Source organism: Thermogutta sp. (assembly GCF_039793925.1).
Classification (GTDB): Bacteria; Planctomycetota; Planctomycetia; order Pirellulales; family Thermoguttaceae; genus Thermogutta.
In genome coordinates, this window is record NZ_JBAMME010000183.1 from 1 (window position 1) to 15,056 (window position 15,056).

4 protein-coding genes are annotated in these 15,056 nt (G+C 56.8%); 3 read left to right on the top strand and 1 reads right to left on the bottom strand.

The window, feature by feature from the left end; genetic code table 11:
- Nucleotides 1-10,290: S8 family serine peptidase (locus tag ABJK56_RS06770; RefSeq protein ID WP_347243905.1), on the bottom strand; the 10,290-nt coding region annotated here is incomplete at its 3' end.
- A 614-nt stretch (nucleotides 10,291-10,904) separates the two neighbouring features.
- Here ABJK56_RS06770 and ABJK56_RS06775 point away from each other — a divergent pair.
- The 3 genes from ABJK56_RS06775 to ABJK56_RS06785 all read left to right on the top strand — a co-directional run bounded on the left by ABJK56_RS06775 (nucleotide 10,905) and on the right by ABJK56_RS06785 (nucleotide 15,046).
- Nucleotides 10,905-11,249, top strand: a complete 345-nt coding sequence (locus ABJK56_RS06775) for a hypothetical protein (protein ID WP_347243906.1) — start codon at nucleotides 10,905-10,907, stop codon at nucleotides 11,247-11,249.
- Between the two features lie 48 nt (nucleotides 11,250-11,297).
- Nucleotides 11,298-12,440 carry a helix-turn-helix domain-containing protein gene (locus ABJK56_RS06780; RefSeq protein WP_347243907.1) on the top strand — a complete coding sequence of 381 codons (1,143 nt, stop codon included), beginning with the start codon at nucleotides 11,298-11,300 and terminating at the stop codon, nucleotides 12,438-12,440.
- 410 nt (nucleotides 12,441-12,850) lie between these two features.
- Nucleotides 12,851-15,046: a hypothetical protein gene (locus ABJK56_RS06785; protein ID WP_347243908.1), complete on the top strand. Its 2,196-nt coding sequence runs from the start codon at nucleotides 12,851-12,853 to the stop codon at nucleotides 15,044-15,046.
- The last annotated feature ends 10 nt before the right edge of the window (nucleotides 15,047-15,056 follow it).

Here is a 15,056-nt window from a genome sequence, read left to right on the forward strand (position 1 = left end):
ATCACTGCCGCGGCGTTGCGTCCAGTGCCACAAATTGTAATCGATGGGCGAGAAGTCAATGCCGTAAACATAACCCACAAACGGAGCTGGATTGATCGATGTTTGGCCGTTGAGGAACACCCCGAGGAGGGTTCCAGTTACATCCATGGCGTAGATATTGCCGGAGATATCCGACGCAAAGAGTGTGGTCGCATACTTGCCGTCTTCCACATTTTGCGGTCCGGCGGCCAGGCCGCTGAATCGGATCGGTGCACCGTTGAGGGGATTGACGACCTGGGTGATGTAATGGAGCTGCGGACCGCCGTTGGGATTCCGTGTGAAGTAGCGCACACCTTGTTGCGGATCAACGGGAGTGAAGCCCCACGAACCGCCGTTGGCGTAGGCCGTGACGTTATCAACATAGTACAGACCACCCGTGTTCGACACAGCGAAAAGCCGCCATCCAGTACCCGGGACGTTCAGCCAGGCGAGTCCCGTGATGTCTCCGCCCACGCCCTCCCCGGCAAACTGGAGCTGCCGAGCTTGATTCAACTCGACAGGATTTGTCGGATTCACGTTACCTCTCAGCTCAACAGTGGCCCCCACAGCCACGGCCGTACCAGAACCCATCGCCGAATTGATGGCATCAGCGATTTTTTGCGCCATTTCCTGGGCCGTGTACCCCGCTCCAAAGGGGATGGGAGTTCGGGGTCTAGTTTCGTCGTTTGGGCCGTGCCGACCATCAATGTAGACGAGCCCAGGTGAATGGGTGAAATCGAACGCCGACGCGTTCAGGAATGAAATTCTGTCGCCAGGGCTTTCCGGATTTGCGTCGTCCGTGGCCCGATAGGCGTAGCTCGCATCAATTTGGAACGTATTCACAACCGATTCAATGTTTAGCCCAAGTTGCCGGCTCGTCCAAGTTTCCTCAAAGTCGATGGGCTGGCGACCAGGACGGACGTTGTAGTCGCCCTCTATTCGCACCAAGTCTTGGTCTTGATTACTAAGCGTCACCTGCGAATCTTTCTCAAGCGACACACGATTGCCCACGAAGCTGGCCACCACCGTGAAGGCAGTCTGTGCATTGATAGCGTTGACCAGATTGGTCGCCAGCACACTCCCCTGATCGCCCACATTGAAGCCAACACGTACGTTTGCCGGATTAGTCAGGGTATTGTTGTTGTCAAATTCGAAGGAAACCGACGCCTGGCCACCGCCACGAGCGAAGCCATGGATAGTAACCACCACGCCGTCCAGGGCGGCCGTAGCGGTTGCGGGAAGAACAATCACGGGGCCGCTATCGAACTCGAAGAATATTGTCGTCGTAATCCCCTGCGTCGGATCGGAGTACGTCAGACTGAAGTAATCGCCATCACGGAAGGCCGCGGCGACCTGGGGATTCATGCGAACATCAATGCCGAGATCGAATTCAAACTCATGCCCCTTCCCGGTCGCATCGGTGATGGTGAACCAATCACCATCGCGGAAGTCCCGTAATTGAAACTGATAGACAGGCTGGGTCTGGGAGGCCGGATTGGCAAGAATCGTCGGGGCCGTGAAAAGCTGACCGACCGGAACGATATTGCTGAACAACCGATCTCCTGATGCCCGCTGTCCGTTGTTGATCAAGGGATGGTTGATGGCCGTTCCATCGGGGTTAAGGATCCACACCAGGTTGTGCCCAGAAGTGATTCCACTCAGGCCGGCTCCCAGATCCGGGTTCGGCACGTTACCTACGATCATCACCTGGCGACCTAAATTGCCGGTGTTTGTGTAGTGGTGGACGATTGCTTCCACATAAAGGCTATTATTGGGATCGTTTTGTAGGGCGTTTAGATTACCTGGGTCACGGCGGATAATGTTGATACCTGTGTCTGTATCTAGAAGGAGGTTATTAGCATTCCCGGTATCAAACTCCCGGTAGCGCGGATTGAAATCTACCCCCGGCCCCTGTGTCACCGTCATCAGCCGCCCGTCATTTCGCATGGCAATGTCGTGGTACACAATACTGGGGCTTCCGGGCAAATAGGGATCAGACCAGTCGGTCACGTCGGTTTCCACGGCCCCTGTAAAGGGATCCACCGTGAACAGATCGGTACCCGTGAGCGTGTAGAAGACGACGTCACCCAACTGGAACTCGTCGGGGACCAGGCTGAGCCGCTGCTGGACCGTGGTGACACCTGAACGCCCACCACCCTCGATGTGCTCCTCCACAATCCGCGTGATGGAGTTGATAGGTTCGAGTCGCACCAGCGGATAGGCCGTGGAATCGGCGCTCCACGTGCCACCGATGACAGACGACAACACCTGGGGAGTGGCCAGCGCGGAGGTCACAGCGATGTAATAAGTGGCGCCGTTGCTTTCCGGCAGATACACAGGACCAATGTAGGGATCGCGATTGCCAACCGATCCACGGTTCAAATCCTCAATGGCGTTCCCGATGACCATGGCCATATCATCCGCAATATTTGAGTCGTTGCTGCGGAGGATCAGCCGGCCTTGGCTATCGAACACCCAAATGGCAAGATCCGGTCGGGCCATGACATCGGCATAGTCGATGTCGAAAACGGTGGACCAAATTGCACCGAGGTCGTTCAGGCCACCAATGGACTGGATGCCCTGAAGGTCCACATCGAAGCGGTACCAGTCAATGTCAGTGCGTCCGCTGAGGTACCCTGTCACAGCGATCGTGTTGCGGTCATTGCTGAGCAGATTGCCCAGATACTGAGCATTGGCGATAGTATCGTTATTTGCCGTCGTTTCGCTCGTTTCACCGAGCAATGGATGATGGGCCGGCTGGCCAAAGATTTCGATACCGTTGGTGGCGTACCGCACGTCGGCGTATTTCACCATGCCGCCAGCCACTTCCTGCATTTCTTTCAGACGGATTTGGAGTTGATAATGGCCGGCCGTGTTATTGATGACCCGCACCGGCGTGTTGAGTGCATTGAACCGCGCATGGACGCCATCCAGGAAGATTTTGCCACCAACGTACCGGGCGGTAACTTCAAAGCCTTTCGCCGACTGCTGCGCATTGATCGCGTTCACAATGGCATTCGCCACCTGTCCGGGTGTTAACGAATTGTCAATGCGCACGGGCACGGCGTTGGGGTCGGTCAGCGTCCCATCTTTATCGAACTCAAACACGATCGTCTGGAAGTTGTCGGAAACCAGGAACTGCGTTCCGTCGGCGATCTGAGAGCCGGAGGGGATGTTCGTCACCGCCAGCGGGCTGCGAACCCGGACGTAGTACGTGTGGACTTCTCCAGCCGGGCCAGGTAATACCACGCGCATGCCGCTATCTCGCGGATTGATGCTGTAGTAATCGCCGAGCTCCGACGGATTGCTGGAGGTGGAGCGGATCCACGCGTCCCGGCTCATGGATTGGGCCAGGGTTGTCTGAGAGCCTTCCGGAGACTCCGTAAGCGAGTTGTCGCTCCGCGCCAACACGTTGCCGTCGGCATCGATCAGCTCGACGATGGTGTCGAGGGCAAAAGTGGTGCGATCGATGTCGATCCACACTTCCGTACCGGCTGTAGCGTCGAAACTGTACACGTCTGAGTCGTTTGGCGAGCTGAACCGTACGGTTCCATAAACGTCGAAGCCCAGCCGCAGGTTGTCATCGCCCGCCTTTTCATTGGGCGCAAGCTGTCCCAGATATTGGGCCTGCTGTGGATACGGATTCCAGTCCACGTTCTCCTGGCCGGTTTCGGCTTCCACAACCGTCGCCACATTACGGTCGTGGGCGTACTCGGTGAACCTGATGCTCCGCCAATCACCGGGTCGGCCTGTGCTTGCGCCGTTACCGTTCGTGTCGTACTGCGGGTCGCCGAAAATGTCTAACCCGGCGCCCACCGTATCGTCGGCGAGGGAGGTGAAAATCACGGGATAGCCGGGCATGCCGATGATCTGAAGGATACCGCCGATTCGGTCATCGATCTCGGTAGGACCACCAGCCGCGGTAATACCCGCATTCTGGCCCCACAGCTTCACCACGAGGCTCTTATCCCGGCTGCTTTGCAGGCGCAATCCGCCCTCATGATGATAGTTGGGGATGACGATTTCGTTGTAGAGAATATGCACAATGTCTGCGTCATCCCAGACTCCCTGGCCATTCAGTGTTCCGGCGCGGACTTCCATGCCGTTGATCTGGTTGCCGATCATGCGGTTGCCGCGGACCAGAGGCCCGAAGTTGTCTGAATATTCTTCGAAGACGTCGATGAATCCTGTGCTGCGACCCCAGTCGGGCACTTCCCAGGCATTGAGCGAGTTCACATCGACGCTGACGACGTGGCCCTGGTTGTTGATAAACCGGTTATTGACAACCACCGGTTGCGCACCGCGGACGTAAATGGTCGCAGGTGTGATGAATCCGCGGCCGTTGCGGTCACCGGCCGAATTGGCCCCATTGTTCTCAAAGCGGGTGTTAGCAATGCGGACGTGTGCCTGACGAACCTCGATCGGATCGAATCCTGCGAATCCGCCTTCAATCGCAGATTGTCCACCCGCGTAGGCGATGACGGCCTGATCGATACTTCCCTCCGACATCGGTGCGAAGCCGATCCCCGCCCAGTCGCCGGCTCGAGGCTGCTGACCACTCGTGTTCTGGGCTGTGTTGAACGTCCCACCGGCGCCGTAGCGATTGTCCAGAACGGATGTGAAGACCACTTTGTAGCCGGGAACTGTTTCGGCGAAGCCCGGACGACCTTCGGCAATGAGCTGAGCGCCTACTTCAGTCTCAATGCGGCTGCCCTGCAATTTAACGATCACGCCGGGGTCAACCATCAAACGGGCATCGATCCGGGCCTCTCGATTGCCGAGGCCTTCCACTTTCAGTTGCGCACCCAACTGGCGCAGCGTCACGGTTGCGCCAGCGCTCGTTGCGGTGACGTCCAAGCCTCGAGACGTCCTTGCCGAGTTGATGGCGTTGGCCAGTGCGGTGGCAATGTCAACCGCCGTGCTGCTGAGCGTGTACGGCACGGCAATTCGGCCTGGCAGCACGCCGTCACCGTTGTCGAATTCAAAAACAACCCGCGTCCGACCATCGAAGATCGAGAAATATTGCCCGTCGAGCGACACACTCCCTGCCGGGAGCTGAATCTGGAAGTCGTTAAGCAGGGTGACTGCGGGAGCGGTGGAAGCGTTTTGGATCGGTCCACCCGGCGTGCCCGCGATCGCCAGGTTTTCCGGAACATAGTGCACAATGTCCCAATCGTCCCAACGGGCGAAGGTGGTCAGTTTCTTTGTCGCGCTACCTGCTGGGGTTTTTACCCGAACATAAAGCCCATTGATGGTGTTATTAACGACATAGTTTCCGTGAATGACTGGGCCAACGCGCTCGTAATTGACTGTGTAGGGCGCGTTCGGGTCCCAACTTTGATACTTCGTGTCGGCGAAGCTGTTCGGATCGGCCGACATGGCCGCATCGGCACTGTGGGTGATCCGGCTGAACACGATCGTCGGCCGGGATTCCACCATGTGAACCGGGTCGTAGACCGAGCGAATTCCGTTGACGACGACCTCACCGCCACCGTAACGGATATCCGCATTGCTGATGTAGTTGAGGAATATTCCCTGGTCTTCGAGAACCTGACGCGGCGGGAGTCCAGAGGCTGGATCGTAGGCCTTGATGAATTGATAGTCCAAATCGTTCTTGAAGACGATGCCACCCCAATCGCCGGGCATGGGGGTTGTATTGTTGTTGGGCTCGGCATCCCGGCCGAGAGACTCGTCATAGTAGGAAGTGAAGTAGACCGAGTGGAAGGGCGTTCCTAAAACCTGGAGGGCACCGCCGCTTCGGTCAATGCCTTCGGCAATGCTGCCCACCATGATGTTCGAACGGAACAGTTTGATGACTGCCCCCGCGTCGATCATCACGGTGACACCCATGGGTAGGTCCATGCGAACACCGTCGGCAAGCGGGGCATTGTCCACCAAGCGGCGACCGATTTCGTAAGGGATGTTGTCGCGAAGCGTTGCCGGGTTATTGGGATCGTCGTTGGCAAAGTTGTTACCCACAATGCGCACGATCGTCCCTGGCTGTGCCGCCGCGAGGGCTCCGGCGATAGTGCTGAAAGGACTATCGATTGAACCGGTGGGTGCCGACGATCCCGAGAGTTTGTCAACAAAGATGGTCTTGCTAGCTGGCTGGACGTTAAACCAGAAGTTATAGTCACCGCCGGGAACGCCGTCCAAGTCTCCGTCGAAGTAGACTCCAGTGGAATCGATCAGGCGTGCTGGACGCGCTATGTTCGGATCGCGGAACGTTTCTGGATTATCGGGATCCACCCCACCCGGCTTGTATGTGACCCGGAGCTTATACTGGCCCTGGGTAACGCCACCGATCCCGGAGTTGTCCAGTGTTGGGTCATACTGCGTGTTCCCGCTGGCGCTCACGCCGATGTAGTAACGTCCCGGGGTGAGATAAACCCTGAGTGCCGAGTCGTCGCTGTAGAAGTCGTCGTTGCGGGCCACGACCTCATAGGTTGTTTGGAGGAATTCCTTTTCGACGGGCACGCCGTTTTCCATCACAACGTACTTTTGCGCGACCTGAACCTCGCGATACAATGTGACGGCCGCATTCAAAAGACTGGAGTTCGTCATCCGCTCCGCCAGGACCTCAACATCCAGCAGGCCCCGCTCGTTGAGATCGAAGCGGTACATGTCGATGTCCATGTTGTCCGGCCGGAACATGTGACGGCCGTGGATGATGTCAGCCACGCCAGGGAAGACGGGCTCGAAAGAACCGACAACGGCCTGGGCGTCTTCCGAACTTCCCATGATTACGAATGGAGGAAGATCGTAGCTGTGGCCGTAACCCAATAGGTGGCCGATTTCGTGCATTGCCACCTGGAACCAGGCCCCGCCGAATTCGCTGGCGCCCCAGTTTTCGGCGTAATCCATAACCGCCATTCCCATTCCGGCGACACCGGCCACGCCACCCGGTGCGGATTGGAGGCCCATCAGCGCGAGGTCGCCCGTTACGATTGCCAGCCCGCCCTGTTCTGATTCATAAAACTGGATTCCCAAATAGTGGCCGTAAATCTCGAAGATTTCTCGCGCGCGTTGCTTTTGTGCTTCGGTGATGAGGTTCCAACTGGCCCTCGGGAAGTAATACGGAATGCTCGGGATCTGTGTGGAGCCGTCCGGGCTGGACTCTCCCGTCGAATAATGGTCTTCAATCAGAATGCTGTCGTAGTCCGGCAGATCTCGATGGCCAGGCTCATCAATGGCACCAGGCCATTCGAGGTTGTAGGAAACCGAACCAGGCGTGACGATCGTGCCGCTGATAATGACGCTTTGCCCGACAGTCCCACTGCCGAATCCCCCTCCAATAGTGACGGCATTATAGAAGGTAGACGGAGCGTCTGCTCCCTCTGACATATTCCAGGTTTGAATCGGCCGATATTCGCTGCCAATTCGTAGCCGCGCAGATCCTGTGCCGAAGTTCGCCAGATCCTGACCGAAGTCCAGTCGAACGAGGTTCTTATTCGCATCGTAGCTGACAGAGACCGGATTAATGACAAGATCGTCATCTGGGGAGGCTGTTTCCCTGGTGAAGATGAGTTGGTAGAACCGGGGATCCTGTGCTGCGTTCCGGTCAAGGTCATCGTCGTTGAAATACACTTCAATAATATTGCGTTCCTGATACAGGCTTTTTATTACCAAGCGGCTGTTTTGACGGTCCACATAGACCTGGCTGCCCTGCAATGTGACCACCGTACCGGCAAGTTGAACAGTCAGGTTGAGTCCCTGGCTCAAAACAGCGTTAGCAATTTTCTGCGCGACAATATCAGCGGTATCCGAGCTTGAGTAGACAATCGGAACGTTGCCGCTGCGCACCCCGTTGCCTGTGTCAAATTCAAAGGTGGCTGTGACCGTGCCGTCGCCCACGCGGAATGTCTGTCCGTCGCTGATCTGATTGCCCGCCGGGGCAGTGATTTGCCAGTCACCGCGATAGACCGGTTGCGGCACGACCGCAAGGACCTGAGGCCCGAGGTTTATGTCGAACTCCAATGTGAGATCCTGCCCCACCTTGAGATCAGGATCGTAGCGGAAAGGCAGCGGTGGCGAATCCAGGTTCATGAGGGGATTTGGGCCGGTTCCCTTAATGATGAGATGATACTTATCATCGGGAAGATTCTCGGCAAAGCGGACAATGACTTCGTTAGGCTTGTCACCAATGCCGATATAACCGATGGGAACGACGACCTCGTTGCCTTCATTGAACGAATCATCCCCACCGGCGCGGACAAATTGAATGGCGCCCAGCGTTCGAGGATCGATCTGCTGACCCTCATTGAATCGGAGAATAAGTTCTCGGGGAGCAACGTTCAGCTCCGTACCTTCTTCGATCAGGCTTCCTTCATTGGGGATGACGGCCACGAGATCCGGCGGAGTGCCAGGAACTTGCTGACCGTAAATAGTTAATCGCCACGAGTTAAGTCGGCCGACGATGCCGCCAGCGCGGTCTCGGACGATGAGGGTCCAGTCACCGCCTGATGTTTCGCCCCAGTTACGATTGGTTGTAAACGTCCATCGGATGCCCGTGTCAAACGGGTTGTGAACGTGAGGGGTGGCGAGCACAGACTGCGTCCCGGAAGGAGATACGAGGACGATTTCCAAATCCCCTGGGCTGAGGTGGGAAATATCGACAGTGACCTCCACCCACTCCACTTTGTTAATATCCGGCGCCATGCTGATGACGCTGGAAATACCGGCGGGATTATTGTCGGGGATATTTTGATTGACCTGAAAGACCCCGGAATCGAGGGCGACTTCGGGACCAACAGGTTTCCAGTTTCTGGCTGCTTGAACCGCTGCTGCCGCGTTGATGGCTCCGAACCCGTACTTGTGGTTGATGTGGTAGCCGGCAGCATTGACCGTCCAGTCGGGATCAGTGGGATCATTTTGACGAGCGGTTTGCGCCAGAATGTACTGGATGTCTCGATAAGTCAGATTTGGGTTCGCCTGAAGCATCAAGGCGATAACGCCGGACACGACCGGGGCTGCTGCCGATGTTCCGGCGAATACAGACGTATAGTCTGTGTTGACGAGTGGGTCACCATCTGCATTACCTGTGACGTTGTAGCCATTGTCACCCGTGATGTCTGTGGTGGTGATTCCGTCCGCGTACGCGGAGACGAACAAATTGGCCCCTGGTTCGGAATACCAAGCCTGACGACCACTTGCGTCCAGGCTGCCGACAGCGATCGTGAAACGTGAGTTGGCATAGCCGTCATAGTTGGAGTTGTCCCCGCCTGCGCCGCCGTTTCCCGCTGACCAAACGTAAACAGTACCGAGGCCATTTCGACCGGTGGTTGCCCCTTGCTGTAGGGCCGCCAGGGTCAACGGGCCAGGGCCAGCAAACATGGCAAAGGGGACGCCGACGCCTGCATCAGGGGGACCCCAACTGTTGTTGAAGACCTGAATCGCGTCCAAACGGTGGGTCAGAGCTTGGGACTCCAGGAGGTCGCTTGTGGGCCCGGCGATCAGACGCAACCCTGCAAGTTGAGCATCGAAAGCCACCCCGGCGACGCCGGTCCTATTGTTGCCTGCCGCGGCACTCACGCCGGCCACCGCCGTTCCGTGGAAGTCGCCAGCACCCGGCGCTGGGTCTGTATCCCCTTGATTGAAGTCGTAGCTGAGGTCAGGACGGTAATTAGGAGCCAAATCGGGGTGCGTGTATTGCAATCCGTCGTCAACAATCGCGATGACAACGTTGTCACCCTGGACGAAATCCCACGCCGGCACCACGTTGATATCAGCTCCTGGAGTCCCACCGCTCTGCCCGGTGTTCAACAAGTGCCATTGATCAGTGAAAAATGGATCGTTCGGGATAAAGCGGGGCTGCCTCTCCTGCGGCACCAGAGGATAAAAGTACTGCACGACCCCCTCACTGCTTTCCATCCGGCTGACGGCAGTCTGCCAGGGCACAGAGGCATCGAAATGAAATACATACGCCCCTTTAATGCCGGTCGGCACCGCCACGTATTGTGCGCCCAACAGGCTCGCCGCCTGATCAGGGGTCAGAGAGTCGCCGATCCCGACGACCCAGTCGGTGGTTTGGGAGAATTGATAATCGGAGTACCGGTTGAGGTCGCTTGCCTGTTGGATCGCCCGTTGGAGCGTATCCTGCCACACTTGCTCGAGCGTGGAAGGGCTAATGCTCAGCAGCAAACGGTCTTCCACGCGTTCGACGCGCAGATCGCGGGGGCGATGGGCCTTTGGTTTCCGTTCTTTCTTGGCAGATGACTTCTTGGCCTTGCGGGCTCGGGACGAGAACAAGCGCATCGCATCCCAAATCTTCATTGCCGGTTCTCCCTCTCGCGGTGCCGGATCTTCGCTAAGAATGGCGCAATTGTTTTAAACAAGTCCGAAAAAAGCAGCACTGAATAAATCTCAGCGGATTCCGATTCGTAGCCGTATACCGATTAAAATTGCCCGGTCTCAAAATTGCAACCAAAATCCTCCAGATTGCCTAAAACTCCCTAATTTCCGAGCAAATGCCAAATTCGCCTCCGTGCGCGCGGACTATCTCAGAAGCTTTTTCGAACCATTTAGATGCACTTGAGAATTCGCTAGTTCCCGCACTTCTCGCCAAATTGTCATGAACGTCTCGGATATACCATTATGCCGGGGTACAAACCCGTCTCCTGGCGGGTATGAAGCAGGCTGGGGGCTCTGGGGGTCACTTCAGCGAGTTCAAACCGGGGTCCGGCGGTCACTCGCCCTGACCTCAAACGGGACTGGTCCGCCAGGTTGAATTCACCCGTGTTTTTCGGTTACACTGGTCGTGGCTGGGCCAAGATATGGGGTTGGGCGACGGGTATAGCCAAAAGGTGGATTTTTGTTGACGGCTGAATAAGCCGTTTTACAATGAAAAAGAGACGGCCCACTGGTAGTTTTCGAGGAAAGGACTTGTCATGAAGACGCGCGTTGTGGTGGGGGTCGTCTTGGGTGCAGCGGTGCTGGGCGGCGCGGCGCTCTTGTGGGGAGCGAGCGAGTCCGGTGTGGCTCGCCGCGAGGGCAGCACGCCGATTGGGTCGACGGGTGGATGGATAACGCATTCCACGGCAACGGACCGCGTTCAGCAGATTGTTCTCATTGACCCTTCCACCCAGTCGATGGCTGTGTACCATGTCGATCTGGCCAGTGGCCGAATCAGCCTGAAAAGCGTGCGGAATGTTCGTTACGACCTTTTGATGACGGAATTTAACACAGACGCGCCGTCGCCGCGGGAACTGGAGTCGCTCTGGAAAACACCCTGACCGGGGGAGAGGAACGCGTCAAAGCTCATCACGTCGAGGACAGTAGTCATGGCCCAGAAATTTTACACGACGAAAGAGGCTGCTGAATTTTTGGGGCTCGCTCCGGCAGACCTGAATGCCATGCGGGAGCGCAACGAGATTCGCGGCTTTCGGGACGGCAACGACTGGAAATATCGGGCTGAAGATATCGAGGCGTTGAAGCGCAAGCTACGGGCAGACGCGACTCGGCCGGCCCATCATACGCCGTCCAGCGATGAAGAGATCGTCCTCCTCGACGAGGATCTTGCTCCAGCCGATCTGGGCACCAGTGGCTCGGGAACGGTGATCGGAGCACCGGCCACCCCCAAGGAGGGAGCCAGCGACGTGAAGGTGACAGGGAGCGATATCGCGGCCCGGGGCGCGGAGAGTAGGCCGGAGACGCCCGCCGGGCAGGGTATTGTGTCACCCTTCGAAGATGAACTTTTGCCGATCGAACCCGAAGCGAGTCAGGCTTCGGCGGGAACAGATTCAGCGGTGAATCTGGGTGGTGAGAAATTGGAGGATGACGACGTCGTCATCGGTGGAAGCGGCAGTGGCAGCGACATCAGGTTGGCCAGTGACAGTGGGCTGTCGCTGATGGATACGAATGACAGCGGGATTTCGCTGGAAAGTGAGCTCGAGCTAGTTTCCACCGAAGATTCGCTGGAGCTTGATGATGACGACATGCTGGCGCTAGATGAATCGGTGGACACCGAGGCTCCGACACAGTTGAAAACCGACCACGAGTTCATGCTTACGCCTTTCGACGAGGCAGAAGAGGAAGAAACCGAAAGCGGATCGCAGGTGATCGCCTTGGATACGGAGCCTTCGACCGGTTCCTCTCCGGGGATGGCAGAATTGCTCGGCGCTCCAACAGAGGCTCCCTTTGGCGTGGCCCCAGCTATGCCGCCGGTTCAGGCGGGCGTGCCCCCTGTGGGCGTCACACCGGTGACCCCTAGTTTGGCCCCCACCGCGGCTGCGGTGGCCGCAATGCCGGCTGCCGAGACGCCGTGGGGCACGTTGTGGGTCACAATGCTCATCGTTTGTACAGTTTTGCTGGCATTGTGCGGGATGATGTGTTTCGACCTCGTCCGCAACATGTGGAGCTGGCACGGGCCGTTCTCCCTGAATAGCTTTATCATGGATTCGATTTTGAGCGTTCTCCCCAAATGAGGTTGATGGATTGGGGCGCCACCTAGGTCGCGTGGGTCTGGGAACCACACTCTTTGAGTGAGGCCCCTCAAACTGTTGAGAGGGCCTAATTTTTTGCGCCCTTGTAAACCGGGCTCTATCCGCTTCGTGCTTCGTGTCTTTTCTTGCCATCCGCCCTATAATCGCTAAGAAGGCTGTGTATCCAGCCATTCGGGGCCTGTGGTGACAAAGTATCGAAGATTGGGGGATGTGAGAGGTTCGGTTGCCAGACGGGAGTGGTTTGTCGACCGAGCCAAGGTGTCATCGTCCGCGTACAAGAGAAGGCGATCCAGCCCGAGAAATTGCTCTCCGGCTGCGTCACGGTTTCCGTAGCGTTTTTCATGTCATGTCAAAGATAGCCGTGTTTTTCCCGGCATAAGGGTTTTCCGAAGATGCCGCGTCCCCGCCTGCGTCATCCCAATCAGCCATTGGCGATCCAACTTGTCCTCGCAGGGATAGAGTTTCTCGCCTCACTGCGTCTAGCGGTAATTGTCATTGTGAGTCTGATTGTCGTCCTGGCCACGGCGACCTTCATTGAAACGAGTTTTGGAGCACCGGCTGCCCGATTTGCGGTTTACCGATCGTGGTGGTTCACACTCCTCGGGACGCTTTTGGGAATCAACGTGTTCTGTGCGGCGGCGGTTCGGTTTCCCTGGAAGCGATACCAAACAGGGTTTGTGATCACCCATGCAGGCATTCTCGTTCTTCTCACCGGTTCGTTGCTCACGGCGCGGCACGGTATCGATGCCCAGCTCTCGGTCTATGAAGGCACGATGAACCACCTGGCGTTTGAAGACAACTTTCATTTTGAGATCGAACGGCTGGCCCCGTCGAATGAGCAGGGCGAACGGGTGGGGAAAATCATCCGAATTCCATTTAGGGCGGGGCCTTTCAACTGGCGGGATTTCTCCTCGTCGTGGAAACATCTTTTTTGGGCGCCGCCCGGTAAGTTGCCGGTGCTGCCATGGAATCTAGCACATCGTGACCATGGGGTGGTCTACCGGGATGGGGACATCACCTTGGAAGTACTGGACTATTATGCCGATTCGCGGCGGGTGAAAGGGGGGTATTTGGGAGGTTACATCTCGGTGCCCACCGCAAACACTTGGATTCGTCCCTGGCAACCATTCGAATTGAACATTCAACTCGGACGCTTCCCGGGTGGAGAGAGTGCGCCGGTCGGTTCTCGAACGACCTTGCCGGACGGAACCCGCGTGATCTTTTCTGCAGCCCTGGATGAGTTCGAGACGGAGGGTTTTCTGCTGGGCTTTCCGGAAGGTGATGTCTCTGAACTTGGTCAGGTCGTTTTGGTACACAATAAGACTCGCTATGTGGTACCGATCCCGGAAACCGAAAACTCGAATCAGCGGTTCCCATTGGGAGATTCAGGGTTGGACATCGTCGCTTTGACACGGGATCCTCGACTTCTGTCTGTGCAGATTCGACTGAGAAATTCCCAGGGACAGGAAGACGACTTGATTCTGTTTGCGGATTTGCCGGAGTTTAATCGACCTGCCCGAAAACTCCGCGTCGCAGGGGCGTACTGGGTTGATTTTTCCAGAGTGTTTCGCAATCCGAAACTGGCTCTTCAATTGAGGCCGGAGACCACGGATGGCGCGGATCATCCACGGATCGAGATTTGTCAGGGGCCGGGTGAAAAACTGTATTACCGGGCGTGGCGTGCTCCACAGTTTTTGGGGACTGGAGTGGTGCCGCTGAACAGTCGGGTTGTCTCGGTAGACACCGGCCGGGGCTATCCCGCAAGAATTGTCGTCAATACCTTTCTTCCTTTCGACTTTTCCCGTCCGGATGAGGAAGTAGTCGTCCCGATGCCGTTCCGGAAGGGTGCTCGCATGACGGAGCCTAGGGTGAAAATTCGGCTTACGGCGGGCTCCAGTAGCCAGGAGATGTGGCTGGCAGTCTTGCCGCGGGGCGCCGCTACTCCTCTTAATCCGGACGAAGTGTGTCGGTTGAACCACAGGAGCGAGCAAATTGAGTTGACCGCCAAATATGATGCGGTGGATGTAGGATTCTGGATAAAATTGCTGGAGTTTCAACGGCGACTGGATCCTGGAACCAATCAACCGTCGCACTATGCCAGTTTGGTTGATCTGTATGTTCCTGAACGAGTTTTGAGGGCCGCTGGAAGGGAAATTGTTGGGCCTGTCGAAATTGATCCAGAGACTGGCGAAACTTTGCGGCTGGTCCACTCCAAAGTTCTCATCACGCTTAATCATCCGATCAACGTGATCGATCCGCTCTCAGGTCGCAGTTATCGCCTTTATCAGGAAAGTTTCAGCGGGCCTTTTCGACCGGGAGATCCCATCTATGAGCGCGTTGTGGGGGGACGCAACGCTCCTGATGAACTTTATGTCTCGACCCTCAGTGTCAATTACGACCCCGGACGCGGATTCAAATACATGGGATCCCTGCTGATTGTGGGGGGCATTGTCGTCATGTATTTGATGCGGGCGTACATGTTCCGGCCCCGAAAGAAAGTTGTGGAGTCGATGCCATCAGTCAAGCAAACATCAGAGACTCGGAGCGAGCAGTCGGATCAGGTGGCGCTGCTCCTTCGTGAGAATTGATACAGGGAAC

Bases quoted from the DNA above. Each gene is read 5' to 3' on its own strand.
- ABJK56_RS06775 (WP_347243906.1), top strand. From the start codon at position 10,905: ATGAAGACGCGCGTTGTGGTGGGGGTCGTCTTGGGTGCAGCGGTGCTG.
- ABJK56_RS06780 (WP_347243907.1), top strand. From the start codon at position 11,298: ATGGCCCAGAAATTTTACACGACGAAAGAGGCTGCTGAATTTTTGGGG.
- ABJK56_RS06785 (WP_347243908.1), top strand. From the start codon at position 12,851: ATGCCGCGTCCCCGCCTGCGTCATCCCAATCAGCCATTGGCGATCCAA.